Source organism: Erythrobacter sp., from assembly GCF_011765465.1.
Classification (GTDB): Bacteria; Pseudomonadota; Alphaproteobacteria; order Sphingomonadales; family Sphingomonadaceae; genus Erythrobacter.
Genome location: NZ_CP050265.1, coordinates 2,755,779 through 2,781,533, shown reverse-complemented (window position 1 = coordinate 2,781,533; position 25,755 = coordinate 2,755,779). Strand labels below are relative to the sequence as shown.

23 protein-coding genes and 1 pseudogene are annotated in these 25,755 nt (G+C 53.8%); 4 read left to right on the top strand and 20 right to left on the bottom strand.

The window, feature by feature from the left end; translation table 11 throughout:
* Positions 1-30 precede the first annotated feature (30 nt).
* The 4 genes from G9473_RS13405 to G9473_RS13390 all read right to left on the bottom strand — a co-directional run bounded on the left by G9473_RS13405 (position 31) and on the right by G9473_RS13390 (position 3,307).
* Complete coding sequence (locus G9473_RS13405) at positions 31-1,455, bottom strand: O-antigen ligase (RefSeq protein WP_291133864.1); 1,425 nt, start codon at positions 1,453-1,455, stop codon at positions 31-33.
* 195 nt (positions 1,456-1,650) lie between these two features.
* Positions 1,651-2,211: a hypothetical protein gene (locus tag G9473_RS13400; RefSeq protein WP_291133862.1), complete on the bottom strand. Its 561-nt coding sequence runs from the start codon at positions 2,209-2,211 to the stop codon at positions 1,651-1,653.
* On the bottom strand, positions 2,208-2,660 hold the full coding sequence (locus G9473_RS13395) for a hypothetical protein (RefSeq protein WP_291133861.1): 453 nt from the start codon (positions 2,658-2,660) through the stop codon (positions 2,208-2,210). The genes G9473_RS13400 and G9473_RS13395 overlap by 4 nt, the downstream gene beginning before the upstream one ends.
* A gap of 398 nt (positions 2,661-3,058) precedes the next feature.
* On the bottom strand, positions 3,059-3,307 hold the full coding sequence (locus tag G9473_RS13390; protein ID WP_291133859.1) for an XRE family transcriptional regulator: 249 nt from the start codon (positions 3,305-3,307) through the stop codon (positions 3,059-3,061).
* Positions 3,308-3,417: 110 nt separating this feature from the next.
* Here G9473_RS13390 and G9473_RS13385 point away from each other — a divergent pair, with 110 nt between their 5' ends.
* From G9473_RS13385 to G9473_RS13375, 3 genes are all read left to right on the top strand, one after another.
* Positions 3,418-4,251 (top strand): tyrosine-type recombinase/integrase, encoded by an 834-nt coding sequence (locus G9473_RS13385; RefSeq protein ID WP_291133858.1) that lies wholly within the window; start codon positions 3,418-3,420, stop codon positions 4,249-4,251.
* A gap of 146 nt (positions 4,252-4,397) precedes the next feature.
* On the top strand, positions 4,398-6,314 hold the full coding sequence (locus tag G9473_RS13380) for a nucleoside-diphosphate sugar epimerase/dehydratase (RefSeq protein WP_291133857.1): 1,917 nt from the start codon (positions 4,398-4,400) through the stop codon (positions 6,312-6,314).
* A complete protein-coding gene (locus tag G9473_RS13375; RefSeq protein ID WP_291133855.1) occupies positions 6,311-6,790 on the top strand; it encodes an NUDIX domain-containing protein in 480 nt (159 codons plus the stop codon). The genes G9473_RS13380 and G9473_RS13375 overlap by 4 nt, the downstream gene beginning before the upstream one ends.
* 146 nt (positions 6,791-6,936) lie before the next feature.
* Here G9473_RS13375 and G9473_RS13370 read toward each other — a convergent pair whose 3' ends face one another.
* The 13 genes and pseudogenes from G9473_RS13370 to G9473_RS13310 form a co-directional block, all read right to left on the bottom strand.
* Positions 6,937-7,779, bottom strand: a complete 843-nt coding sequence (locus G9473_RS13370) for a formyltransferase family protein (protein ID WP_291133853.1) — start codon at positions 7,777-7,779, stop codon at positions 6,937-6,939.
* A gap of 14 nt (positions 7,780-7,793) precedes the next feature.
* Entirely contained in the window at positions 7,794-8,360 is a 567-nt protein-coding gene (locus tag G9473_RS13365; RefSeq protein WP_291138478.1) for a sugar transferase, read from the bottom strand.
* A 1-nt stretch (position 8,361) separates the two neighbouring features.
* On the bottom strand, positions 8,362-9,060 hold the full coding sequence (locus G9473_RS13360; RefSeq protein ID WP_291133852.1) for a PIG-L family deacetylase: 699 nt from the start codon (positions 9,058-9,060) through the stop codon (positions 8,362-8,364).
* Positions 9,061-9,174: 114 nt separating this feature from the next.
* Positions 9,175-10,107, bottom strand: coding sequence for an NAD-dependent epimerase/dehydratase family protein (locus G9473_RS13355; protein WP_291133850.1), 933 nt, complete (start codon positions 10,105-10,107; stop codon positions 9,175-9,177).
* Positions 10,104-11,279, bottom strand: a complete 1,176-nt coding sequence (locus G9473_RS13350; RefSeq protein WP_291133848.1) for a glycosyltransferase family 4 protein — start codon at positions 11,277-11,279, stop codon at positions 10,104-10,106. The genes G9473_RS13355 and G9473_RS13350 overlap by 4 nt, the downstream gene beginning before the upstream one ends.
* Positions 11,280-11,345: 66 nt before the next feature.
* The gene (wecB, locus tag G9473_RS13345; RefSeq protein ID WP_291133847.1) at positions 11,346-12,476 is read right to left on the bottom strand and encodes a non-hydrolyzing UDP-N-acetylglucosamine 2-epimerase; all 1,131 of its coding nucleotides are present in this window, start codon (positions 12,474-12,476) and stop codon (positions 11,346-11,348) included.
* A 17-nt stretch (positions 12,477-12,493) separates the two neighbouring features.
* A complete protein-coding gene (locus G9473_RS13340) occupies positions 12,494-13,621 on the bottom strand; it encodes an NAD-dependent epimerase/dehydratase family protein (protein WP_291133845.1) in 1,128 nt (375 codons plus the stop codon).
* Entirely contained in the window at positions 13,621-14,643 is a 1,023-nt protein-coding gene (locus G9473_RS13335; RefSeq protein ID WP_291133843.1) for an SDR family NAD(P)-dependent oxidoreductase, read from the bottom strand. The genes G9473_RS13340 and G9473_RS13335 overlap by 1 nt, the downstream gene beginning before the upstream one ends.
* A gap of 104 nt (positions 14,644-14,747) precedes the next feature.
* Positions 14,748-15,503: pseudogene (locus G9473_RS13330) on the bottom strand (IS5 family transposase).
* 74 nt (positions 15,504-15,577) lie between these two features.
* On the bottom strand, positions 15,578-16,663 hold the full coding sequence (locus tag G9473_RS13325; protein WP_291133842.1) for a glycosyltransferase: 1,086 nt from the start codon (positions 16,661-16,663) through the stop codon (positions 15,578-15,580).
* A gap of 123 nt (positions 16,664-16,786) precedes the next feature.
* Positions 16,787-17,587: a sulfotransferase family 2 domain-containing protein gene (locus tag G9473_RS13320; protein ID WP_291133840.1), complete on the bottom strand. Its 801-nt coding sequence runs from the start codon at positions 17,585-17,587 to the stop codon at positions 16,787-16,789.
* A gap of 161 nt (positions 17,588-17,748) precedes the next feature.
* The gene (locus tag G9473_RS13315; protein ID WP_291133838.1) at positions 17,749-18,636 is read right to left on the bottom strand and encodes a hypothetical protein; all 888 of its coding nucleotides are present in this window, start codon (positions 18,634-18,636) and stop codon (positions 17,749-17,751) included.
* Between the two features lie 512 nt (positions 18,637-19,148).
* Positions 19,149-20,378, bottom strand: coding sequence for a hypothetical protein (locus tag G9473_RS13310; protein ID WP_291133837.1), 1,230 nt, complete (start codon positions 20,376-20,378; stop codon positions 19,149-19,151).
* Positions 20,379-20,391: 13 nt separating this feature from the next.
* Here G9473_RS13310 and G9473_RS13305 point away from each other — a divergent pair, with 13 nt between their 5' ends.
* Complete coding sequence (locus G9473_RS13305) at positions 20,392-21,501, top strand: glycosyltransferase (protein WP_291133836.1); 1,110 nt, start codon at positions 20,392-20,394, stop codon at positions 21,499-21,501.
* Between the two features lie 23 nt (positions 21,502-21,524).
* Here G9473_RS13305 and wecC read toward each other — a convergent pair whose 3' ends face one another.
* From wecC to glmS, 3 genes are read right to left on the bottom strand one after another with little or no spacing between them, the layout of a single operon-like run.
* Complete coding sequence (wecC, locus tag G9473_RS13300) at positions 21,525-22,748, bottom strand: UDP-N-acetyl-D-mannosamine dehydrogenase (protein ID WP_291133834.1); 1,224 nt, start codon at positions 22,746-22,748, stop codon at positions 21,525-21,527.
* Positions 22,749-22,759: 11 nt separating this feature from the next.
* Positions 22,760-23,896, bottom strand: coding sequence for a non-hydrolyzing UDP-N-acetylglucosamine 2-epimerase (gene wecB / locus G9473_RS13295; RefSeq protein ID WP_291133832.1), 1,137 nt, complete (start codon positions 23,894-23,896; stop codon positions 22,760-22,762).
* 6 nt (positions 23,897-23,902) lie between these two features.
* Positions 23,903-25,720, bottom strand: a complete 1,818-nt coding sequence (glmS, locus tag G9473_RS13290) for a glutamine--fructose-6-phosphate transaminase (isomerizing) (protein ID WP_291133831.1) — start codon at positions 25,718-25,720, stop codon at positions 23,903-23,905.
* Between the last annotated feature and the right edge of the window lie 35 nt (positions 25,721-25,755).

Genomic DNA, 25,755 nt, shown 5'->3' with positions numbered 1-25,755 from the left:
CCCGCATTACCGCAAATCGGTGAGAGCCTGTCACCTTGCTGCACTTCTATCCCGCGCGAGGACGACCAGAAGCCAGACCCCAAGCACCTGAAAAATCGGCGTTCGCAAGGGATAATCGACAATCGATGCCGCGGCGAGGATCGCGATCAGCGCCATCCAGAACAGCGCGCGCTGCATTGACTGGCCGCCCCGTGCAAACAATTGGCGGATCGTACTCGCTATCCAGCCAAGTAGGATGACAAGGAGGGCAATCGCCGGAAGCCCCCCTTCGATCACGAGCTGAGCCCAGTCATTATGAGCCTGGTTGACATAGGAAGGAAGAAGCAACGCCGTTGGCTCGAAGATATGGTAGACTTCCTCGAATGAACCGAAGCCGGAGCCGAGAAACCAGAAGGTTGACATCATTTCCGTAAGGCTAGGCCAGATCCTTGCACGCAGGTCCTCGAAGGCATTGCGCGCAAGCAGGTCTTCGAACGCCGGCGTGCGCTCGAGCAGGAAAAATGCTGCGACCATTAATGCAATGGCCACAGCAAATGCGCCAAGCAGGAGACGCGGGCGGGGAGCGCTCTCGGCGCGGTGTGCCGAGCGAGATTGCGAGGAAGACGATCGCACGGCATGCCATGCGATCAGCGCGGTAACGAGGATTGCGAGCCCGGCGAGGGCAATCCCAGCACGCGATCCACTCACGAGAACCGCAAGCAGCACCAGCACGTAGGCAGGCACATACACGAACCGGGCCCATTGCGGAGCCTCGAGCGCGCGCGCGCCGATCGCAAGACGCGCAATTGCCAGCAGCGAAACGGCGGACAGAACGGCGGAATGGTTCTCGTTGGCCAGCACGCCAACCGGCGAGCCGCGGTTTGTCACTTCGTAAAAATAGAGTGGGCTGCTTCTCCCGGTTATCACTTGCCCGAGGCCAAGCGCCGCATCAAGCACCCCCACACTTGCGATCATGAGGAGCAGATGAACGCCCCGCATACGGTAGGCCAGCGCGAGGAGAAGCGCGCTTGCCGGCACAGCGAGGCTGGCAAGCGCATTAACAGTCCGACTGGGAACGAGCGAAAGCGGACGCCAACGATCCGCTTCACCAAGCAATGCATCGATCTCGGCGACGACCGCCCGGCCAGGAAGCGAATGCCAGATCGAGGGGGGCAGCGGGACGAGCTGGAGCGCCATCCAGAGGGCTAGTGCCGCAAGCAGCAGGACCGGGAGCCACGCCTCTTGCACCTGCCTTGTGCGCAGATGCCAGAGGGCAGGGATGAAGAACAGCGCGGCAAGTGGCCTCAAGAAAGCCATCTGCAGCGCATCGGGGCGCGAACTACCGCCCAGCATTGCCGCCAGAAATGCAAATCCGCCCAGCACCAGCCATGCCTGCAGACCGAGAGGCTCACTGGGAACATCGTTCCGCCGATGGGCCTTTTTGGACTGGCGAGAAGGTGCTGTTGAATCTGGCAAATGAAGCTCGGGAAGATGAGGGAGAGCCCCGGTCGAGGCAGGGCTGCTGGGATAGGCGCGCGATGCTCACCCGACAAGACTGCCTAGCGAATTTCCCTCGACAACCCGCGTTCCGATCAACGCATGGCAGTGCACGTTATCGGGCATTTGCCCGGCCAATCGCCAATCTGGCTTTGTTTCGGGAAAATGGGTTTCTCATGCCTTTGCTGCTTCGCGCTGGCTGATCTCAAGCCAGGCGGCAAAGGCCTTGCGGCGTTTCGATTTCGCTTCTGACAAGTAGCGCTTGAGCAGGCGGCGGCGCTCGCGCCTCTCGTGGGCCATTTGGGACAATTGAGCGGAATATTGTAGTTCGAGGACGGCGGTGACGCGGGCATGCCTATTGGGTCCAAATTCGCATGCGGGAAGGACTCGTTCGACAAATTCATCGAAGCCAAGTTCCTCTCGCGGTGACACGTTTGCGTGGTGTTGTTCGAATTCGAGCAAGGCGTTCTCAGCCGCAATGAGCCGCGCATCGGCTCGCGCCAAGGCCAGTGCTCGGTATGCCTGGTCGCCTGTGGGTATAAGGTCCTGAGCCATGATCTCCGGCTGGTCGAGAATGATGGCGAGCCAGGTGGCAACACTGGCCGGATCGGGCTGCGTGGTTGCGCCGTGCTTTTGCGCATTGCGCGCAACCTTGGCCTTGCCATCTTTGGATTTTGGGCCGGTACTCCGCTTGGCATTGTTGCGATTGCGGCGCGAGATAGGATCAGAGCTCATTGCTCGATAAGCGCGCCTTCATCCGGCCGCGATTGCTGCAGTTGATCGTAATCGCGCTTGAGCTCGCGTCGGCGACGTTCAAGCTCGCGAATTTTAGCGTCGTGGTACTCTGCCGAGAGATCCACTGCATCGCCTTCCCCAAGGGTGCCTCGATGCGATGCACTCAATAAGTCCAAGGGGCTTAAGCCGAGCTTTGAGATCTCAGCGGAGGCGGCTTGCTGAACCTGTGGGTCTCGTGAAGTAGCGCGATCATTCAGTTGCTCTGCAGCTTTCGTAACTGCACTCTCGTCAAACTCGTAGGGCGCCTCCCAAGGCTCATCGTAGCCGTGACTATCGAGATGCTCGTTATAGTGTTGACCCATGGCCCGGTCGTATTTCATCCGCTCCTTCTCGAGGAGAGCCTTGGTGACAGCGGTTTTGATCTGACGCCGAATGCAGGCATCGCGCATAGCGCGGTGCTGAAGGAGCTCCCAATTAACTGCGATGACACCCTCCGTGAGGACCGCCTCGTGAGGTGTCCTCGGGTTCAAGGACTCTAGAAGACCTGCATGGAGCGCCTAATAGTTCTCAGGCTTTTCGCCCACGAGCGGCTCGTGCTGGGGTAGAAGCTGAGCAAAAGAATCGAGACCAAAGCGCGCGGGATCGGGAAGAGTCGATTGTTGGCGAGTGCGCTGTCGGGTCATGGTTGACCTCCTGTGCTTGCCTCTCCCAAACTTCTATATTGGCATCCCCTTTATCATTTTAAAGGGTAAATACCTGACTTTACGTCCCATATTGGGAAACAGACCGGGGTCCCTTGGAATTGCATCGAACGTTTTTGCGAGAAACAGGCACGGCCTTAGCTTTTCTAGGCGGAAGGCGGACCTATCCTGATGCCCGGCCGATCATTGGGCGAGCCGATGAATTCGATGCCGGCAGCCTCAAAGTGCTCACGTAACCGCCCCAAATGACCTTTCCGCGATTTGGGGACTCCGGAAGTAGACTCATACCGCTTAAGCGTTGCGGAGCCGATCGCGGTCGCCTGAGCAATCTGGTTGATTGTCCAGCCAAGGGCTGCCCGCGCCGCCTTAATTTGCTCGGCCGTGATCTCTGACACTTGTATTATGATCCTTTTGGTATCATATTATCACTATGCATCTATTACACCCAAGAGCTGACTGGCGTTCCGAATTCCAGCGCCTTGAGGGTGCCTATGCACCATCAACAATGCGCAGTTACCGCGCGGATGTCGAGGCTTTCGAATGCTGGTGCGTGAGAAATGGCATCGGAGAGCCTTTCCCTGCCAGCGTGGAAACCGTGTGCCGCTTCCTCGAAGACCAGGGGCAGACGAAAGCTCCGTCTACCGTACAGCGTCGGCTTTACGCGATCCGCAAGGTCCACCGCTTGCTCCGGCTTCCCGACCCGACCTATGACGAGGATATCAATCTCGCCATGCGCAAGGTCAGGCGCCAGAAATCCACCCGTCCCCGCCAGGCCAAAGGGCTGACGCGCAATTATCTAGATCAATTTCTTGAAAGCGACCCCAATACGCCGTGGGGTCTACGCAATCGTGCGATGCTCGCGCTCGGCTATGAATTGATGACGCGGCGATCAGAGCTCATCGCGCTGCGCAATCAGGACCTGACCGAGCGTACTGATGGCACTTTGAGAGTGCTCATCCGGCGAAGCAAAGCCGATCCTTTCGGCGAAGGACGCATCGCATTTACTTCTGCGCGAACTGCTGATCTACTCCGCGAATGGCTCACCTATCGCGGCCCCGAAATCGAATGGCTGTTTTGCCCGATCTACCAAGGCAAGGTGATCGATCGCTGCCTCGAAACAACGACGGTGCGGCGAGTGATTAAGAAGGCGGCGAAGCGCTGCGGCCTGCGCGCAGATCAGGTCGCGTCTTTCAGTGGCCACTCAATGCGGGTCGGCGCGGCGCAGGATCTTTTGAAGCGCGGCTTCGATGCCGCCGCGATCATGCGGGCCGGAGGCTGGAAGTCAGTGAATGTGCTGGCGCGCTATCTGGAAAAGGCCGAACACAATGTCTGGGCGTGAAGCTCGCATGCACAAGCCCGTTCGTGTTGCATGATTCAAGCGCTTACACTACCGAAAAGAGAAGTTCGAAAAGCAAGAGTTGATGTGGAAAAGTTTGAATGATTGATCACTTTAGGCGTCTCTCTGCCCTGAGCCGAAGGCGAAAGATGGCGCTTCAGCTTATCGCCGATGCTGGCTTGATCATCTTCTGTTTCTTGGCGGCAATGGCAATCAGGCTCGAGAGCCTAGAATTTATCTTCAATCTGAAGATTTGGTTGCCGGTGCTTATCGCTTCCGCAGTAACAATTGGAACCTTTGGGATTACTGGGCTCTACCGCACGCTGGTGCGCTTTGTGACGGGCAAAATCCTGATATCAATCGCTGAAGGCGTTCTGGTCTTCGCGGTTACCTTGTTCGTGGGCAACAGCTTGTTGGCCTCAGGCATTCCGCGATCTGTTCCAATTATCGCTGGAATTCTCGTTTTCTTGGCAGTCGGAGGGCTCCGATTCGCAGTTCGCCAGGTCTTCCGAAAGCCAATGCAGGTGAGCAAAAGGCCTGTTGTCATATATGGCGCGGGAGAGGCTGGTCTTGAGCTGCTAAACTCGCTCTTTCATGGCCGCGATTACACTCCCATCGCTTTCGTGGATGACGATCGCCATCTCCAAGGACTCACGATCAGTGGTTTCCCGGTCTACCATCCGCAAGCAATTCCTAAGCTCGTTGAGGATACGGCGCTTGAGGTTGTTCTGCTTGCGATGCCAAGCCTAACCCGCGCGCGGCGTCAAGAAATTTTCGCTTCGCTTGAAGGAATGAATCTTGAAGTAAAAACCATACCCGGCCTTTCGGATCTCATCAGTGGTAAGGCCGAGATTTCAGAGCTGCGCAATGTAACTGCCGAAGACCTATTGGGCCGCGACCCCATCGCACCGAACAAGGATCTGTTAGAGCGGAATATCCGTGGCAAGGTTGTCATGGTTTCGGGAGCGGGAGGCTCGATTGGCAGCGAGCTTTGTCGACAGATTCTCGGTCAAGGGCCAAAGGATATCATCCTCTACGAGATCTCGGAATTTGCGCTTTATTCAATTGAGCAAGAGCTAAGAGAAACGTCGCTTCAGATCGACTCAGAAGTCAGAATCAGCCCCGTGCTCGGCTCAGTCCAGAACGCGAAGAGACTTGAGGCGGCAATCAAGGCCTTTAAGGTTGAGACGATCTATCACGCCGCTGCTTACAAACATGTGCCGCTCGTTGAGGAGAACGTCGTTGAGGGGATCCGCAACAATGTTTTCGGCACCTTGACCGTCGCAAGGCTGGCGCTCGAGAATAAGGTTGGTAGCTTCATTCTGATATCGACCGACAAGGCAGTTCGCCCAACCAATGTGATGGGGGCAAGCAAGCGTATTGCTGAACTCATCTGCCAAGCATTCGCGCAGAAAAGCACGACAACCGTATTCTCAATGGTGCGTTTTGGAAATGTGCTTGGTTCGTCGGGATCAGTCATCCCCCGGTTCCGGTCGCAGATCGAGGCGGGTGGTCCCGTGACTGTCACACACCCTGACATCAACCGCTATTTCATGACTATTCCAGAAGCGTCCCAGCTCGTCATTCAGGCAGGTGCGATGGCAAAGGGCGGCGATGTCTTCGTTCTTGATATGGGTGAGCCAGTCCGGATTGCAGACTTGGCCGCAACGATGGTTAAGCTGCATGGGCTAACACCATATTTTGTGGATCATCCTCACGAAGTGGCCCCCGAAGAAGGCGATATTCCCATTTGTTTTACAGGTCTGCGAAAAGGGGAGAAGCTCTATGAAGAGCTTTTGATTGGAAATGATCCGCAAGCGACAGAACACCCCCGCATTATGTCTGCCAAAGAAATTGCCATGACGCCCGAAGAGCTCTCGCCAATTCTTGACAGCCTTTTGGAAGCCTGCAAAACATTCAACCTCCCAGTGATACTCGAGGTGCTTCAAAATCTACCGCTAGACTATGCGCCGCTTGAGGATCGCCTGTCCGATTTGGTTTGGGAAGCTGGGCAAGAATTGGGGCCGGCCCGGCGGCAGACAGACGCTATCGCGACGATCCGATGAGCTCTACGCACAATGGCATCACCGAGCAGCTTTGGAGCAAGATGCTCCACCTTTACTTTCGAATGAGCCGAGGCCTGACCTTGGGAGTCCGGGCTGTCGTCAGAAATGAAAGCGGCAAGTTCTTGCTCGTTCGGCACACTTACACGACCGGATGGCACTTTCCAGGTGGCGGCGTAGAGCCGGGTCAAACCGTGAAGGAAGCGCTGGCGGCTGAGCTGAGACAAGAGGCAAATCTACAAATAATAGGCAAGCCCACACTTCATGGCGTATTTCTAAATCGGAAAGTTAGCAGGCGAGACCATATCTTCGTTTATCTTTGCGACACCGAGGGCGAGGTGCCGGTAACCTCAACTAGCCGGGAGATCGCCGAGATCAATTTCTTTGGCGTAGAAGAACTACCTTGCCAAATTGATGAGGGTGCGGAAAGGCGAATAAGGGAAATTGTGAGAAGCCAGAACCCAGACGACGACTGGTAAGATATCAATAAAGAGCTGCTGCCCGTAAAGCCGGCACTGCTGGCTCTATCTAGTGACCTGCTAAGACGAAAACTGCGGGTGGGCCTTAGTTGGCTTTATCCGGGGCTGACAATGGTCGTGCTTGGTCGCGGTTTCGTGGAGATTGTCTAGGACACCCACTCGAAATCAGTGGGGACGAATGCCCGCTCACCCCGCGCCAATTTTGGAGTGGTGAACTCTCCACCCTCAAGTTTCTGGATCGCGCCGGCCCAAATGATAAGTTTTTTGTTATTCTCCATAACAAATGCGCCTGGGTAGGGGTGTGTGGTCGCCCGCACCAATCGGTCGATTTCTTCAAGTGAAAGCTCCTCGGTGATTTCGCCATCGGCTGGGCGGCGCTGCGGCCAATGCGTCGCCTTCGTGTCGTCCTGCGCACGACCCTTTAGCGTGCCAGCCAGAAGGTCAGGCCAGATATGGCGGATCAAGGAAACATGAGCATTGCACGCCTTCGCGTAGAGCGTTGTCGCAGTCTCATCGGGCGCGACATCGTATTCCTCAGCAGCAATGATGTCGCCTGAGTCAGCCTCAGGTCGCAACTCGAACATAGTAACGCCACTCCGTCGCAATCCCTTGAGAATTGTCCAGGGAATGGGCGCGCGCCCACGGCCTTCGGGCAGCAAGGTCGGATGAATACCGAGTGGCGGATGTTTGATCAGGGGAAAAATCTCGCCCGCTATTAGCTGCGACCAACCGATGACTAGCAAGTAGTCGAGCGAAGCTTCGCGAATGGCTTCAATCGTCTCAGGGTTGTTGATGTGCGAGGTTTTGTGCAATTGCGCGCCGCTCATCGCAGCATAATCATCAAGAAAAACACGGCCAGATTTCTTCTTGGCCGTGTCATCATCAAGCGTAATCACTAGATCAATCGGCCCACCCAGCCGGTGGATCTCTATCAGGCAATCAAGGCCGAGCTGGACGGCAGTTACAAATCCTACGCGTGTTCTTGTCATGTGATCGTCTCGGCTCAGTACACAGGGGGGGGCTTTAATAGGTATCTCACCGTGAGCAGAATGATCTTCATGTCAGTCCAAAACGATATGCACCTTGCATACTCCCCATCAAATACCGCCTTGGCCTCGGTGGACATCCCATCATAGCTATTGATCTGCGCCTGTCCGGTGATCCCTGGGCGCAACGCTAATGCACCGTTCGAGCGCCGCGCCTCATGGAGGTCGGTCTGCGAAGGCAGTCCAGGGCGAGGTCCGACGATACTCATCTGCTGCTGGATAATATTGAACAACTGGGGCAACTCATCAATATTGAGCCGCCGAATAAGCGCCCCGACCTTAGTTACCTGGTGCTGTGCCACATCGGTTGACGGCACCACTGCGGTATTCTTTCCCATCGAGCGGAACTTGAAGATCTTAAAGACGCGCCCTTCGCGCCCGACGCGCTCGTGGATGAAGAATACCGGCCGACCATCCTCGATCAGGATTGCAAGGGCCGCGGCCAGCATAAGAGGTGAGAGGACCATTGATGCCGTCAACGCCAGGACTACGTCGATAGCCGGTTTAAAAACGCGGACGTACATTTCAGTCAGATGCCTCACTTAATCTGAGGCCGCCGAAGACCCGCTGAAAAGCTTCTGCGTAAACGTAACCGGCTTGTGAACCTCGATAACGCGCGAGGGCAGTAATGTTCTCGCGTGACCGCGGATGAGGCGCTGAGCGCATGACATTTCGATATGCCTGCACTGAAGCGATTTTGGCTTCGAGGTCCGCTTGATCAAGCTCGACAAAAGTGTTGGCTTCGAAGTTAGAATTGTGGCCGGGGAAGTTCCATTCAGTCGAAGACGGCACCTCCATGAAATATAGTTCCTCAAGCCGCGGCACTGAAGCCCTTCGCTGCCAAAGACGCGATGCCGCAAGACATGCATGGGCAGTCTGTGTGTGGTCGTTGTTCAAGTCAGAAGGGTGATGGGTGAAAATGGCCTGGCTCGCGAATGCCTCAATATGTTTCTCTATATATTGAACCAGCTTCAGGTGCGAAACATTATTGAACTCAATGTTTGGAAAATCACCCAGCTGCACATTACGATAGCCAAGTATACCTTGAGCCTTTTGAATGTCTTCGTGCAGTTCAGCAGTTTCTGGACGCTGGGTGCGCGCATCGACCGACCCCGAAAGTATGCAGCAGTCGACGGTATGGCCCCGCTTGGTCAACCGATGGATGAAACCGCCGCCGCCCAAAGCTTCATCATCGGGATGAGCAACTACGATTAAGATGTTCATGGTACACATCCGAGAAATGCTAACATTGCGAAACTTGCCTCATCGCAGTTGATAAAAGAGCCGTGTGATAGCGTGGTCTTGACTGGCTCGCCACAATCGTTTCGCATATATCGCTCACCTGCTCTCCAACGTTTCACGCAGTTGTGAAGCCACACTGTGTTGCGGGCGCCAACCCAGTCGAAGCTGATTCTCCGAAATATCCACCCGGACATTGCTCAAGAGCCGGTCTACGTCGGCCTTGCGCCCTACCAAAGCCCCTCCCAGCCGCAAAAGCGAGGTTGGAAAAGGAAGTAAGCGCGCTGACTTCCCCAGATTCTTAGCAATGCAGTGAGCAAGATCGGCTGTCGACAGATCTTCGCCATCAGACACGAAGAAGGTGCCCCCCGCAGCCTCTGGCGACTTGGCGCATATCCAAAGGAAATCTGAAAGGTTCTCAATGCCAACAAAGGATCGCAGTGAATTGACCCGGCCGATAGGCAGAGGAATGCCCTTGTCGATTAAGTCCACGAAGCGCCGAAAGTTCGCTGGAGCATCAGGACCATAGACTAGGGGTGGACGAACGATAACAACCTCAAGGCCACTCGAGGCTTCTATCTCGCGTAGCGCTTCCTCTGCCTCCCATTTGGAAATGGCGTAGGGTTTATCTGGCGCAGGATTATCAGTGATGCGTAAGACGCCATCTTCATCTTGAGGCTCTCCCATTACGCCCACTGAACTTAAGTAAACGAGCCGTTTCACACCGGCTGCGGCAGCATCTTCACCCAACTTGACGGTTGCAGACAAATTGATTTTGCGAAACGCCTCGAGGGAGTCCTCTGCATGCTCTTTTAAGATGTGTGCCCGCCCCGCACAGTGAACTATCGCATCGAGACCAGTGATCGCTGGTGACCAGTTGGTCTTACCATTCAGATTGCCAACAGAGACGGCGCCCTTGATCCCAGACATCGGACTACGCACGATAGGGACGATATCGGCACGGTTGGCCCATCTTTTGACCAAGGCCCGCCCAATGAACCCAGTCGCTCCAGTTATCCCAATACGGGTCATTCCATGAGCCTTTCGAGCTGGCGACGAACTTGCTCGAGGGCGAGGTCGGCAGACAGTCTCGATTTGCTCAGGGCTCTGCATCGGCCCGAGCCGATTGATGGTTCTTCAGTGCAAATGCGATCGATTGCGGCAGCGAGCGCAATTGGATCCCCTGCTCGAACATGCCAGCCAATGCGCTCTTCGGTTACCAACCTCGCGACTTCTGCATTCTCGTCCATAATAGCCAGAATGGGTCGATCTGCCGCAAGACTAAAATAGGCCTTGCTAGGGACACCCAGCCCCAACATACGTTGGTCGAGGCAAACGAGCGCAACATCGCAACTGGAAAGCATGGCGCTACGCGAATAGCCGTGGTCGATTTCCATCACGTGCCGATTGTCTCGCCCTTCGCAAGCTTGCTCGGCGGCAGACCGCATTACTCCAGATCCAGCGAATAAAAATGCAGCTTTGTCGGTTGTGACTAAGTCCATCGCCCTCAGGAGCGTATCGATATCCTGTAACCGGCCCATATTTCCGAAGAACTGAAACACGACACGATCTTCCCAGCCCAGCTTCTCAAGAATGCCGGATGAGAGGCGATCGGCAGCTTTTACATCGTCGCTGTCGACCCAATTGTGCACGGGATAGGCAATCTGTCGGCCTGCTTTCTGGTCCACCAACTCCCGCATATCACGTCCGATCACGATCGCCTTATCGAAAGATGCGTAGACCCGGCGGTAGATCGCACCAAGAACGCGCATGGCTGGGCTGCCTCGCCTAAGAAGTCCAGCGGCGACGAGGTTTTCGGGGAACACGTCGTGCACAAGCACACACAGTCGCATCCCTCGCAGTCGGCAAACTAATGCTAAGATAGGCAGTAAGATTTCGGGATTGGTGCCAGAGAAAACAACATCGCCGCGCCGAGAGGCCTTTAAGATGCCGAGTGTTAAACCGAGGGCCACAACAGTCTTCGTTGCGAGGCGGAGAAAGGCGTTAGCGCGCACCCGCGCTGACATCGGTCGTGTGTAGCTGACCACTTCAACATTCACACCATTTGAGCGCAAATGGGATATGGCGCCTTCCCAGAAATAACCCGTCGAATTCTCTTCGGCGCGCACATACTCCCCAACAATGACAACCTTGCTCCGAATTTGGTTAGCCTCTGGATTTACAGCTTTGCTGGCGGCGGTCACGGCCGAATCTCTTGCTTGTCGTTCAACGGGAAGCATAAAAATAGTCATTGACTTAGGTAGTTAGCCTCAGTCGTTTTGCCTGATTCCGTCCCAGGCATTGGATAGACGCGCCGTGCCGATTATCAAACTTACCACACGCTCCGAAGTGTTGTTGATAGTGTAATCCAATGGGATCGGGTGCGGCAGACCATCAACCTGTCGTTCACTGAACATCCTCGTAACGGCATTAACGCCATCCAAGATCGTGTCCCGGTGCAGGCCGGTCATAATGATACAGCCGGCGTCAAGTCCCTCTGGGCGTTCGATAGCGTCTCGCGGAGTGATCGCCGGGAAACCGAGTATCGAACTCTCTTCGGCAATCGTGCCACTATCAGAAATCGCGCAGAAACAATGCATCTGGAGAGCATTGTAGTCGTGGAAACCGAACGGCTTCATAAATTGAACACGCGTATCGAATTCAGCTCCGTCAAGAGCTTCAAGGCGCTTCCGCGTCCGTGGGTGTGTCGAAACGATTACTGGCATGTCATACTGCTCAGCGAGCGCGTTAAGCGTATCGAGCAAGGCACGAAGCCTACCGGCATTATCGACATTTTCTTCACGATGCAGCGAGACAATAAAATATTGGTTCGCCTTCAGCTTGTGGCGGTCGAGCACGTCCGACGCTGCAATGCGACCCCTGTAGTGATTGAGTACTTCGCGCATTGGCGAACCTGTCAGATAGATACGTCGGTGCTGCACGCCTTCGGTCAACAGATGCCGGCGAGCATGCTCGGTGTATACAAGGTTGAAATCGGAAATGTGATCAACAAGCTTGCGATTGGTTTCTTCGGGCACGTTGCGGTCATAGGATCGATTGCCCGCTTCCATATGGTAAACTGGAATTTTCATCCGTCTTGCCATAATCGCAGACATGGCGGAATTGGTGTCACCAAGAACCAAGACCGCGTCCGGTTGTTCGGCACTAATTACACGTTCGCTCTCACTCAGAATCTTGCCCAAAGTTTCACCGAGTGTACCTCCTCCGGTGCCGAGGAAATGATCAGGCTTTCGCACATCGAGGTCCTCGAAAAAAACCTCGTTCAGTTCAAAATCCCAATTCTGGCCGGTGTGGACGATGACATGATCAACATAGTCATCGAGGCGAGCCATAACGCGCGAGAGACGGATGATCTCAGGGCGCGTGCCGAGGATTGTCATGACTTTTAGGCGAGACATCAGTTGGCTCCAGCAACAGGATCGGCATAAGTGTCCGGTGCCGCCGGATCGAACACAGCATTGGTCCAAAACAAAGTAAGCAAAGGTGCATTGCCCACATTCTCGATATTATGCGTATGAAGTGTCGGCATATCGATCGCGGTGGGTTCGCTTCCGCTTACGCGGCATTCCCATACCTCTTCGCCCAGAACCGGACGGATCCGGATAATCGCATCGCCTTCCAACACCAGGAAACGTTCGACTTTGTCGAGATGAAAATGGTCGCCCCGGACAATCCCAGGATGTGTCCTGCTAAGAAAAGTCTGGCCGCCACCGCCCCCCTTCGCAGCTTCGAATAACATGCCGCGAGGGTCAGTGTTGACCTTCAAACTGAAGGGATAATTTTCTGGATATAGCGCTGCTCGATAGGAGTTAAACAGGGCCAGATCGAACGGATCGCGCAAATCTGGGAATAGACCGCTCATATAGCTTTCGTGAAGTCCACGAATACATTCGTACAATTCCTGCACTGGGGTTGGTCGGCCAGGAGGGGCGATTCGGCCCGTAGTTCCAAGTACTGCTGCGTCTATCGCCAATTGCGCAGCTTCGCCCGCATGCAAAAGTCGCACTTTCCCCTTGGGATCAATGTTAGGCATTATGCCATCTATGACGCGCGCAATGAAAGTCGCGGTCACATTGTTGTAGTCAGGGCGAGCTCCTTCGCCAAAAATATGGGGCAAGACGAGATCTGTATAGGGAGTCCCAGCCGCTGCCAGGATCTCACCAGCGATACGCTTGCTGTGGCCATAGACCGTATCGCTCGCGGCGTGGGTCGAATTGGCATAGACAATATGGGGGCTCGCCCCGGTCCGATCGATAGCGTCTGACAAGCGAGTGGCGATAGCAGGGTTACCGCGCTTCAGCTCCTCCTCACTTGCGCGGTTGACTCCAGCAAAGTGCAGGACTGCTTCAGCGCCGGAGATCACTTCATCGAGCTGCGCATCGTCGGAAAAGGCCTCGTGCCCCATGCGGACCAGCTCGTAAGGCTCCACCTCTCCTCGAAAGCGAGCAGCGCTATTGGCCGCGTGCAAGCGTACAGATGCGTGATGGCCGAGCAGGCCAGAGGCTCCGGTGACGACAATCTTCATCACTTGCCATCCTCCCAATCTTCGAGTTCGGCTTGAACTTCATCTAGGGTAAGCAAGAGTTCTCTGATCTCAGGTACCGAGAGCCGTTGTGTATTGTGCGAGTGATAGTCTTCGAAGCGCCGCGTCTCCTGATCTCCTTCGCTGAAATAGGATTGGTAATTCAGGTCGCGCGCATCCATGCGAATGCGGAAGTAATCCCCCATGTCATCGCCTTCGGCCAACTCCTGCGCACTAGCAAGCGTTTCATAGAGCTTCTCAGCATGTCGCCAGCCAATGATTTCAACGGGATGGCCGGGCCGACCGAACAATTCCTTAATGGCAATGACCAAGTCTTCAATCGTTGATGCAGGGGCTTTGCGGATAAAGAGGTCGCCTTGGCTGGCGTTGTCGAACGCATGATGGACAAGAGCAACCGAATCTCGCAGCGGCATCAAAAACCGAGTCATGGCCGGTTCGGTGATCGTGATCGGTCGGCCAGTCTTGATCTGCCTCATGAAGAGAGGGATGGCCGAGCCGCGAGAGCACATAACATTGCCATAACGCACCATGGAAATCGTGGTCTTGGCGTCTTCCGGCAGGGAACGAGCGACCGATTGCGCCAGCTTTTCCATCATCGCCTTAGACATGCCCATGGCATTAACTGGGAAAACCGCCTTGTCAGTGGATAGGCATACGACGCTTCCTACATCATGCGCCACAGCAGAGCGCACTACGTTCTCTGACCCCAATATATTGGTCTTGACTGCTTCCATCGGAAAGAATTCACAACTTGGCACTTGTTTCAACGCTGCAGCGTGAAAAACGCAGTCGACTCCGACCATTGCGCGATCCACGCTCTCGCGGTCGCGAATGTCGCCAACGTAGAAGCGGACTCGGCTATCGCGCAATTCGTTACGCAAGGCGTCCTGCTTTTCTTCATCGCGGCTGATCACGCGAACTTCGTCAATGTCGCGCTTCAGCATATCACGCAGCATAGTTTTACCGAATGACCCAGTCCCGCCAGTAATCAGAAGTTTGCGCATCTTTGGGAATATCCTTGGCGTTTGTTAGCGGGGGGAAGGGGAGCCGCTGCGGCGAATAACCCGGTAGGCCCACTGGGGCAACTGCACCCTAGGCTCAGGACTCATTATTGCAGCCAGAAGATGACGGTCGCTGCGATGCAGATGGCGGACATGAACGTGTGTGAACAGCGGTCGTAGCGGGTGTGGATGCGGCGCCAGTCTTTGAGCTTGCCAAACATGTTTTCGACCTTGTGGCGCTGGCGGTAGAGGGCGGCATCATGCGGGATGGGCACCTTTCGGTTGGTCTTAGACGGGATGCAGGCGGCGATGCCGCGCTCGGCCAGGGCGTTACGGAACCAGTCGGCATCGTAGCCGGTCGGCCAACAACGCCTTGGCCTTCGGGAGCGTATTGATCATCAGCGCAGCGCCCTTGTAATCGCTCATCTGCCCTTCGCTGAGCAGCATGATCAACGGGCGGCCCTTGCCGTCGCAGACAGCGTGGAGCTTGGAGTTCAGGCCGCCTTTGGTGCGCCCGATACGTCGGGGTAGAGCCCCTTTTTTAGCAGGCTTGCCGCCGTCCGATGTGCCTTGAGATGGGGGGCGTCGATCATCAGCCGATCAGGCTCGCCGCCCTTGGCCGCCAGCTCGGCGAAGATCCGGTTGAACACGCCCAGACGGCTCCATCGGATAAAACGATTATAGATCGTCTTGTGCGGGCCATAACCGGTCGGTGCATCACGCCAGCGCAGCCCGTTCCTGATCACGAAGATGATGCCGCTCACGATCCGCCGGTCATCGACCCGCGGAATGCCGTGCGACAGTGGAAAATACGGCTCAATCCGGCGCATCTGCGCCTCGCTCAACAACCACAAGTCAGCCATCAGCAGCACCTCCTCAGTGTCGCTATTGAATCAAGCCATCCCAGCCAGCGCAAGCGATTTAATGGGTCCTGAGCCTAGAGTGAGCGCAGCAGTTCCATTAGTCTTTTCGCCCGGTCGGTTGCTGTCGGCAGACTTAGGACATGCGCCCTGCTGGCCTCCAGGCGTGCCTGTAGAACATCATAAGGCAGATCCAAACTACTGGCGACCGCATCAGCTATACTCTCCGGATCTAGCGGATCGAAATAGAAAGGGTAATCCTCGCAAAAGTCCCGCACGAAGTCTCGGTTCGAAGCAAAAAGTGGCAACCCCATAGCCATGGCCTCAAGTGGTGTGGCAGAAAAGCATTCCAACAGGCTGGGGAACAGAACGCCATCCAGCGATCCATAGAAGTCAACGAGCTCTCGCAGCGACATACTTCCGACATTTCTGATCTCCCGCCGGAAATCTTCCGTCTGGGCAGCCCACTCGTTATCGTCCAAAGTGACTTCTATCTCCACAATCAGCCCATACTTCTCTCGGAGCGCCGCCCGTACTTTTGGCAAGATTTCGATATTCTTATGAGAATAGGCGCGGCCAACATAGCCAAGTTTAATTCTCTCCGTCTTGGAGACTCTTGGGTTCAGCTGTGCAATTCTCGGCACAGTATAAGGTGATTTTTCGATCGCCTCACGGAAAACTGCATTCAGGGCGTTGGGTACCACTAAAACGTGCTTCTCGGGAGCCAGCACCTTAAGCCTTTCCCGAACGTGGTCTGCCTCCACAAGCAGCAAATTTGAATTTCTAACAAATGCTAGCCATTGAACGAAATACTTCACTCTCAGCTTCGTCCGTTGACCAAATGGAAGTTTGAAGTAAGCTTCATTCTTGGGGTAAATGATCCAAGGTTGAGCAAATCCGACAATACTCTTCCTTGCTTTCCGTACTGAGTAGAGTGGGCCGAAAACCGTGAAGACAATGTCCGCTTCTTTGATTAGATTATCGAGCTTCAAATTTAAGGGCTCAAAGCCACGAATATCAACAATTTCCACATGCCGGAATACGGTCAGATCGGCTCCGATCTTCAGGCAAGACTCCAGCACAACGGACGATAATGCCAAATAAATATTCGAGGCCAAACCTGATTGACTGAGCTCGTCGACAATAGAGGTCGCAACCTGCACGGCGCCACCCGCGTGCAAGTTTGATGCGTTAATTAGGATAAATTGGTTCACAGATGCCTACCCGCTGGATCAATCATATTAGCGCCAGTTGCAACAAGTATGTCGATTGAATCTTAATTCTTATCAATGTCGCAGGTTATACTCATCACACGCAGCTTCGTAGAATCGGATCTCGTCATCGATCATACTAATCAAACGTGCTTTCTGAGCGTCAGAAATCTCGAACTCAAAATGAGACTTGCGCAACGGCTTATATTCTAGATGCAAGTCAAAAATCTGGGAAATTCTGGGCACAAAGCGTTCGGCAATTTCGGTAATATGGCCAACATAGCTCAATTTACGCAAAGCCTGGAGAGCAGTTTTAACGTCAAAATCAGCACTAAACATGTACAGCTGGTTCTCTAGATGGAATCGCGGTATTCGTTCTAAAAAGTGATCAAAATCGCCAAAAGCCCAGCCCGCCTCATGCCGAACCGTGGGGTGGTTCGCGCGCGCTCTTTGCATGTCCTGAAGCATACGATAGTGAGATATGACCCGATCAACTGGATCGCGGAGAAATGTGAACGTAAACGTCCGTTCATCAATCAAGAGTTGATGTATGGGGGTGTGGCTAAAACCAAAAAAATATGCCGAACGATTTAGAAGGTCTGTATTCCACCCGACGACAGGGCGACCTTCCAGCAGCAGCCTATGGGTATCAGATGAGGCAAGGCTTTCATAAGTGTCCTGATCGCCGCCAAGCGCATTTAGGAAACACTTATTGAGCGAAGTGCCCGCGCATTTGCGCAAATGAACATGGTATAGCCGCTCATAGCCGCCAAAACTCTGGTTTGGTGTGAACTTGTCGATCCCTCGTTGGCCATACTTGCGCTTGACGAATTTCCAAACACGTCCTGGATCGATGACTGCGCGGATGGGCTTCATATCTGTTTCTACCTCAACAAAATAGCATGGCGGTCAGTGCTGCTTCAGATTTAGCCGGCATCCGGATATCTGAGGGCCCAGAATAAGAATTGCTCATGAAGGGGTTCAATCTTAACATCGCCCTCTACCATGTATGCATGGATTGCAGGCAGGCCAAACAACTACACATCGGGCTGGTAGCGAACCTCCTGCCCGGCAAGTCTCACCCTAAGCTTACGCCGGACAAATCTTACTTTTGGGAGAAGCAGGGCAGGAAGAGCCATGGCAATGGTAATCACAAGCAGCTCTAGCCCGCCCCCTCTCACGACGATCAAACTCAAGATTACAACTCCGATCATAGCGAGCCCAACAAACTTCTCCGCTCCCCTAATGCTAACCAAAGCGGTGAGAAAAAAACGATCGAATACTAAGAAGAAAATCGGAAGGATAAGAAGCCCTACGGCATGGAAATTCAAAAAGGCTTCTGCGGGAAGGGGGACGGGTAAGGAGTGTCCAGCTGCCCAACCCTCAGGCGATACTCTCTGCGTGAAAAGTTGAAGCGCGCTCTCAGGCTTAAAGGAAATCCAATCTCGGGAAATCGGCAGAAATAAGACTTTAAGGAAAGTAGCTCCGAATTGGTACGGTACATCACCCCTCACCGCCATGTCGATTGCCAAAACTGATGCGGGATATGTGTGCACAGCCTCAATGTTCTCAAGGAAGAACTGCACAAAGTAGGGTGAGTCAATATATTCCCCTGTATAACGTAAGGCATCTACGGGACTAGAGACATGATAGCCTCCGTATCCTCGGGATATCGAAGCGGCAACTATAACCACGACAGAGAGAAATATTGCGGCGATGCCCAGAAAAATGGCTTTCAGGTTCAGGTTCAGGCCCAACTTCGTATGCGACGAGGCTATCAATCCTATTAGAAATATGACGAAGAGGAGCTCTCTCTTATTTTGGTAACTGGTTAGGAGGAAGATGCCGAGGGTAAGGAGGCACGACAATATGGTGAAAGCTCCGCTGCGCATTCTGAATGCGTAGAGTAGGATTACGATCGCCAATCCAAATCGAAAACCAAATAGAAGGAAATGATTGAAAGGGATTGTAAGCAACAGAATTGTCAACGCTAATATTACGACCGCGGGCCGCCCTTCCGGCACTTTGCCGGTAGAGTTTTCTAGTGCGAAACTTGACCGCCGCAAAGAGCGACCGGCCACAAGGCACATTATCGAAAGCGATGCAATCAAATAGGTATTAACCCAACTGATTTCAGGAACGTATGCCATCCTCAGAGCAAAAATTGATGGATGGAGTTCTAAAGGGACCGAGGCCCCTATCGCATAACTCAACCCAAGATATAATGTCGCCAGGACAGAAGGAGTAAAGAGTTGGGCGACGAACTTTGCGTTGGCGTAAATGTACAATAGCGCAGATGTGAGCCAAATCCATAATAACGTCGAGGACCTCGCGCCCGGGCCAAAATCGTTTCCGTACAAGAACATGGCAAATACGCTCGCCGCCGATATAAGCGAGAACGCGGAGAGCGAGACTGACGGAGGCATTATTGTTCGCTTCATCTCGAGCCTTTCGATTTGAGCTGAAGCTCAGCCTTGGCTGCAAGCAATGTGGAGAACTTTAGCGCCATAAGAAATACTGTATTACAAACGAGGAAGGTGAATGCAGCCCCTTCGGCACCCCACTTTGGTATTAATGCTGAGTTTAGGGTTACAGCCACAATTGCGACAAGCGTAATGCTGATAATTGGAGCATATATTGCTCGAAGTTTTGTTAATAGGTTCGACCACGGCTTCGTGGCAGAATTAAGTATATGGCCCATTACGAGCATCGGAAATACAAATTCTGACGCATTGGTGACAGCTGGGAATGCGCTCGCCGCAACTTGATAAATGATAATAAGCAGCAGACCGGCGACCCCCTGTATGGCAAATAATGCCTTCGCGTACTGCTGCGTTATAACGCGCGCCTCTTTAACGCTAGAACTCTGATAGATAGCAGGCTCAAATCTCATAGCTAAGAATGTAAGCAGGAATGCGAGCGAGCTAGCGAATAGGAATAGAAGCGCATAATTACCGAGATCCTCAAAATTACCAAGTCTTGCAAATAATAGCTTATCATAATTCATGAGAAGCATAAGAAAAGTGGACTGCCAAAGTAATGGTATGCCTATTTTCCAGGCATTTTTAAATTGATATGGAGATGGAAGACTTCTTATTCGCAGAACGTTTGAGAAACTTCTATACGAGAAAGATAGAGATAAAGCTATGGCGAGGAGCTCAGCGAGGACGTAAGCGGCAACGCCTCCGACAAGCCAGATCGCTGATAAGACCAAGCTAAAGCGTAGAAAAGTCAAGGAGACGCGCAGCTTGCAATACTCCTGTCTGTTGCCGAATGCTCTTTTTTGTGCTGCAAGCAATTGGTGAAAGATGGTCAGTGCAGAAACAGCGACTATCTCGCCGGGCAGGAAGCCGTTGAACCAGGCGAGCGCAAGATAGCAAAGTGGGAGTAATAAGATTGCGAAAGCCACCGCGGTGAAAATTGCTAAGTCGGATTCGCTTGCTTCATTTGCTCCAAAATGGAGCACTGTTCGCTGTTGACCAAAGCAGGCAATCGTTACCAATATATTGATCGCTGTAGAGAGAAGAACGAGCTCACCGAACAAGGAGGGATCGGTTATAAGCCCAACGGCTGGTATTGTTGTCCAGTTCAGAAGCCGGCTGCCAATCTCCACCCATCCGAATTGGTTCTTATGGAAGAGTTTTGTGACAAAATTACGAGTCGACATAGTTCAGCCGTTCTTGCCCCATTATTCAGAGGCATTCTTTAAGGAGTTACAGCGCTCAAGCGTCATAGAAGAAATTCAGGTGTTTGCTGATGTCCAAAATACAGGCGACCTGCATTCGCAAGCTAGTCGTGGCTCGATATCAGTGCTTCACATTCCATTGGTTCGTCGTTTGGGTTTCGTTTTTCGCCCTGGGAGGCTGCGCGCCCTTCTAAGAAGCCGAGCTCAAATTTGTGTGCTTTCCGCTGATCCGCGCGATCTCGGCGCCATCTGGCTTTGTGTCCTGCTCAGGCTGATAGGCAAAAGAGTCGTCTTTTGGGGCATGTTTCATCGGATAGGGGGGCCGACCTTCGTATCGCAAGCCATGTACCGAATTATGGCCAAGGTATCAGATGCCTGCATATCATATGCACGAATAGGGGGTCTAAACCTCATTTCTCTTGGCGCGCATCCTGAAAAGATTTTCGTCGCAGGAACAGCGATTGACGAGAGACAACCGCTCGGCATCGCAGCAAATCTCAGCGCAGCGGACATGCGACAATTTAGAGCAGAGAAAGGTTTGGGTGACCGAAAGATTATCCTCCAAATTGTTAGGCTAAGCCGCATTAAGCAACCAGGTAAACTTTTGGAGCTCGCCGAAGAACTACTCCGGCGGGGGCGCGAGGATTTCCTCATCGTCGCAATAGGTGGCGGAGAGATGTTTGATGAAATCAAGCATGAAGTAAGCCGCAGATCTTTAAACGATGTATTTTATGTCTTGCCTCCAGAATACGACGAACCGACCGTGGCGCGATGGTTCCTGGTATCTGAAGTCTTCACTATTCCAACTTGTATTGGCCTATCCGCCCATCACGCATTTTCATATGGAGTACCCATCGTCTCAGATGATTCATTGACACAGCAAGCCTCGGAATATGAGGCGCTATCTGATGGTCATAATGCCTTGCTCTACGAAGCTGGAAACGTGCGATCTTATGCTGACGCAATCGAGACAATATTAGACAATCCAGAACTTCGGGCTCGGCTATCTAAAGGAGCTAAGGCAACTGTCGTCGGCTCGTTCAGTATGGCGAGAAAAGTACAAGCCTTCATGAAGGTCTTCGACCAACTTGCTCGGAAAGCCTAACAGTGTCTCTGGCGCGCACTCTCTCACTCCCAAACTCTCGCGAAATCAAGACAAATTCCATTGGTGGGCTTCGCGGTTTCGAACTCTCTATGCGCGACAAGCCCAACATGCAGTGCATCGGCATTTCTCGCATCTGATAAGTCAATCTGCCTAAAGCCCTCGTGACCGAGAGGGGTGTTTGGTTCCACTACAGATATGTCGCCGAGGATTAGCTGGGCCTTCTTGACTATGGCCAAGCTTGGACTCTCGCGAACATCATCGATATCCGCCTTAAAGGTTGCTCCATAGAAAATTACAGGATAATCCTCGCTAGGCATGGCCGCAACTATCTGGCGAAGCACCCAGGTAGGTTTAGCGTCATTTACCTCTCGGGCCATCCGGATCAGGCGCGATTCTTTGGGAGCCGATGAAACGATAAACCACGGATCCACCGCGATGCAATGACCGCCTACACCCGGCCCCGGCTGCAGGATGTTCACGCGGGGGTGGCGATTGGCAAGAGATATCAATTCCCAGACGTCCATCTGGAGCTTGTCGCATATCACCGAGAGCTCATTTGCGAATGCAATATTGACGTCTCGAAAACTGTTTTCAGTTAGCTTAGCCATCTCTGCAACTCTTGGCCCTGTGGCTAATACGCATTCGCCAACGACGAAGGTTTCATAGAGTGTGGCCGCAAGCTTGGAGCATCGCATCGTCATGCCGCCTATTACCCGGTCATTTGCGATGAGCTCTTGCATAACTTTTCCGGGCAGCACACGCTCTGGGCAGTGAGCAATACGGATGTCGGATTCTTGTCCGCAATGCTGCGGGAATGTGAGATCGGGTCGCGCTGCAGCAAGCCAATTCGCCATCGCTTCAGTCGCTCCAACTGGCGAGGTCGACTCTAAGATAACCAGATTGCCCTTTTCCAGCACCGGCGCGATTGCCTTGGAGGCGGCTTCAATATAGGAAAGATCTGGTTCGTGATCCTCGCCCTTGAACGGCGTTGGGACGGCTATAAGAAAAGCCTCGGCCGCCTCGGGATTGGTAGTTGCCCGCAAATAGCCCTCATGGACAGCAGCATGGACGACCATGTCCAGGTCCGGCTCTATGATATGAATACCGCCGCGATTAATGGTGTCGACCGCGTCTTGGTTTATATCCACGCCAACCACTTCAACCTTGCGCGAGGCAAACATTGCAGCCGTCGGCAGGCCGATATAGCCGAGACCGATGACGGAGATTTTTCTGAACTGATGTTCCATTTTAATTTCGATTACTTTGAACCTGCAAATTCAAGAATAGCTTCACGGATCCGGCCCGAGGCCAGCCCATCACCATAGGGATTATGCGCGCGGGACATGCTTTCATAAGCTTCCCGATTGTCGAGCAAATTTGCGACTTCTTTGGCGATAAGATCGGTATCAGTGCCGACCAGCCTTACTGTCCCAGCATCGATGGCTTCAGGACGCTCAGTCGTGTCGCGCATGACCAGAACTGGCTTGCCAAGAGATGGCGCCTCCTCCTGCACACCGCCTGAATCCGTGAGAATGATGTCCGCTCTCTTCATCAGATGCACAAAGGGCAAATAGTCCTGCGGGGAGATAAGGTTGATGCGTTTCAGCGCCCCCAGTCGCTCCTCGACAGGGCCTTTTACGTTCGGATTGAGATGCACTGGATAGATAATCTGAATATCATCGCGCTCAGCCAGACGTACCAGTGCGTCGCAGATCCGCTGAAAGCCATCACCAAAGCTCTCGCGTCGATGGCCTGTCACAAGAACTAGCCGCCGCGCCGGATCAATATCGAAAGCCTTGTCAAATTGCCTGCTGGTTTCTGCATCCTGATCAAGTTTCTCGACTACATTCAGCAAGGCATCGATTACGGTGTTACCCGTCACAACTATGTGATCTTCGGGGGTGTTCTCAGAGATCAGGTTTTGTCTCGACTTTTCGGTCGGTGCAAAATGCAGGCGGGTAATTGCGCCGGCTACCTTGCGGTTTATTTCCTCGGGCCATGGCGAGTAAATGTTCCCTGTTCGAAGGCCCGCCTCGACATGACCCACCGGGATTCGTCCATAGTACGCCGCAAGAGACGCTGAGAGTGTGGTCGTTGTGTCGCCATGCACCAAAACCAAATCGGGTGAGACTTCGGCTAGCACATCCTTAAGGCCTGCTAGTACGCCGCTGGTGATCTCAAATAAGCCCTGACCGGGCTTCATCAAATCGAGATCGTAGTCGGGCACTATTTCGAACAGGCTCAATACCTGATCGAGCATTTCACGGTGCTGCGCAGTAACACAAACACGCGCGTCAATCTCTGGCGCAGCCATAAGTGCCTTGACGACAGGCGCCATCTTTATGGCTTCTGGTCGCGTACCAAAGACCAGCAAAACCTTGAACTTATTGGACATCTAAACTTACTCAACTGTCACTGATTTCGCAAGGTTGCGCGGCTGATCGACGTCAGTACCCTTCACGAGGGCAGCGTGATAGGCGAGCATCTGAGCAACGGCTGCATATGTGAATGGAAATGCAAATTCACCGCATTCTGGTGTTCGAATATCTGCATCTTCGTCTTGCCCAATATGCCAAATTCGAGCGCCGCGTGCCTCAACTTCCGCCGCATTCGAAAGTGTCTTTTCCTGGAGCGGCCCAGTGCTGTTGAACACCAGCACTGGCATTTCCCTGTCGATGAGGGCAATCGGACCGTGCTTGAGCTCACCTGCCGCATAGCCGTCAGCATGGATATAGCTGATTTCTTTCAACTTAAGCGCGGCTTCAAGCGCCATCGGATAATGAATGCCCCGCCCGAGGAAGATGGCATCTGTTGCGGAGGAAAGTTCTGCCGCCACCTCCTTGATCCGTGGTTCGAGCGCAATGGCCTCGCCAACAACACGCGGGATGGCGGTGAGGTCATGGATGATAGACGCGATCGCCTTGCTATAGAGCAACTCTCTTTCCGCGCCTGCTTTCAGCGCAATTGCGAGGAGACCAAGCATTTGCCCGGTGAAGGCCTTGGTTGAAGCAACCCCGATCTCGGGGCCGACTTGGATATCGAGCACGTGATCTGCTTCGCGTGCGATCGAGCTGGTCGCGACGTTCACCAGCGCCAGACGCGCGGCGACCTTGCCGCGCACGTCCTTGATCGCCGCGAGCGTATCCGCGGTCTCACCAGATTGGCTGACCACGATCATCAACTCTCTCTCGGAGTGAACACGGCGACGGTAGCGGTATTCGCTCGCGATATCGATCTCCGCAGAAATCCCCGCCAGCTCTTCAAACCAGTACTTCGCGACATGAGAGGCGTAGTGCGCTGTCCCGCATGCGACGAGCGAAACCTTATCGATCCTGACAAAGTCAAGTTCGGGCAAGAAATTCTTGAGCTCACCTGTATGCGTGTCAACGAGGTCCGTGAGAAGCCGCGCCAGCGTCTGCGGCTGGTCATGAATCTCCTTCAGCATGAAGTGCCGATAGGGTCCTTTTTCGATCGCAGAGCTAGCTACCGGAACCTTGACGATATCGCGGGTCACTTCTTCGCCCTCGCCATCATAGATGACGACGCGGTCAGACCGTATCACCGCCCAGTCGCCATCCTCAAGGTAGGTGACCTGATCAGTAAATGGTGCCAAGGCCAATGCGTCGGAGCCAATGAACATCTCCGCGGAGCCATCTTCGGCCGCTTCGCCATAGCCGATTGCCAGCGGACTGCCGTGTCGCGCCGCATAGATGAGGTCGGGGCGCCCCTCGAAGATGACGGCAAGCGCATAGCTTCCATGGATAAGGCCAAGCATGCGCTTGAAAGCATCATCAAGGCTGTCTGTTTGCGACAACAGGCGTTCGAGAACCTGCGCAGCCACCTCGGTGTCGGTATCCGAGGAGAATTTCGCACCTTCCGCTTCAAGCTCAGCGCGCAGCTCGGCATAATTTTCGATGATGCCATTGTGGACAAGCGTTACATTGCGTGTCGCCTGCGGGTGGGCATTTGCTTCGGTCGCAGGGCCGTGCGTCGCCCATCGCGTGTGGCCGATCCCCACCAACCCTGACATCGGAGCCGTGGTGAGTTTGTCGCGCAAAGCATCAAGCTTGCCTATGCTGCGCCGGATGCTGACGCGACCATCCAGATCCATCAGAGCAATGCCTGCGCTATCATAGCCCCGATACTCGAGCCGGGAGAGGCCGTCGATGACACGCTCCGTAACGTCAGACCGACCGAGTATTCCTACGATACCGCACATGAAGAAGGCTCACTAATCATTGCATAAAGTTCAAG

Excerpts from the sequence above, each read along its gene's own strand:
- G9473_RS13400 (WP_291133862.1), bottom strand. The coding sequence starts at position 2,211 with ATGAGCTCTGATCCTATCTCGCGCCGCAATCGCAACAATGCCAAGCGG.
- G9473_RS13395 (WP_291133861.1), bottom strand. The coding sequence starts at position 2,660 with ATGCGCGATGCCTGCATTCGGCGTCAGATCAAAACCGCTGTCACCAAG.
- G9473_RS13385 (WP_291133858.1), top strand. The coding sequence starts at position 3,418 with ATGCGCAGTTACCGCGCGGATGTCGAGGCTTTCGAATGCTGGTGCGTG.
- G9473_RS13380 (WP_291133857.1), top strand. The coding sequence starts at position 4,398 with ATGGCGCTTCAGCTTATCGCCGATGCTGGCTTGATCATCTTCTGTTTC.
- G9473_RS13375 (WP_291133855.1), top strand. The coding sequence starts at position 6,311 with ATGAGCTCTACGCACAATGGCATCACCGAGCAGCTTTGGAGCAAGATG.
- G9473_RS13370 (WP_291133853.1), bottom strand. The coding sequence starts at position 7,779 with ATGACAAGAACACGCGTAGGATTTGTAACTGCCGTCCAGCTCGGCCTT.
- G9473_RS13365 (WP_291138478.1), bottom strand. The coding sequence starts at position 8,360 with ATGTACGTCCGCGTTTTTAAACCGGCTATCGACGTAGTCCTGGCGTTG.
- G9473_RS13360 (WP_291133852.1), bottom strand. The coding sequence starts at position 9,060 with ATGAACATCTTAATCGTAGTTGCTCATCCCGATGATGAAGCTTTGGGC.
- G9473_RS13355 (WP_291133850.1), bottom strand. The coding sequence starts at position 10,107 with ATGACCCGTATTGGGATAACTGGAGCGACTGGGTTCATTGGGCGGGCC.
- wecB (WP_291133847.1), bottom strand. The coding sequence starts at position 12,476 with ATGACAATCCTCGGCACGCGCCCTGAGATCATCCGTCTCTCGCGCGTT.
- G9473_RS13340 (WP_291133845.1), bottom strand. The coding sequence starts at position 13,621 with ATGAAGATTGTCGTCACCGGAGCCTCTGGCCTGCTCGGCCATCACGCA.
- G9473_RS13335 (WP_291133843.1), bottom strand. The coding sequence starts at position 14,643 with ATGCGCAAACTTCTGATTACTGGCGGGACTGGGTCATTCGGTAAAACT.
- G9473_RS13320 (WP_291133840.1), bottom strand. The coding sequence starts at position 17,587 with ATGAAGCCCATCCGCGCAGTCATCGATCCAGGACGTGTTTGGAAATTC.
- G9473_RS13310 (WP_291133837.1), bottom strand. The coding sequence starts at position 20,378 with ATGTCGACTCGTAATTTTGTCACAAAACTCTTCCATAAGAACCAATTC.
- wecC (WP_291133834.1), bottom strand. The coding sequence starts at position 22,748 with ATGGAACATCAGTTCAGAAAAATCTCCGTCATCGGTCTCGGCTATATC.
- wecB (WP_291133832.1), bottom strand. The coding sequence starts at position 23,896 with ATGTCCAATAAGTTCAAGGTTTTGCTGGTCTTTGGTACGCGACCAGAA.
- glmS (WP_291133831.1), bottom strand. The coding sequence starts at position 25,720 with ATGTGCGGTATCGTAGGAATACTCGGTCGGTCTGACGTTACGGAGCGT.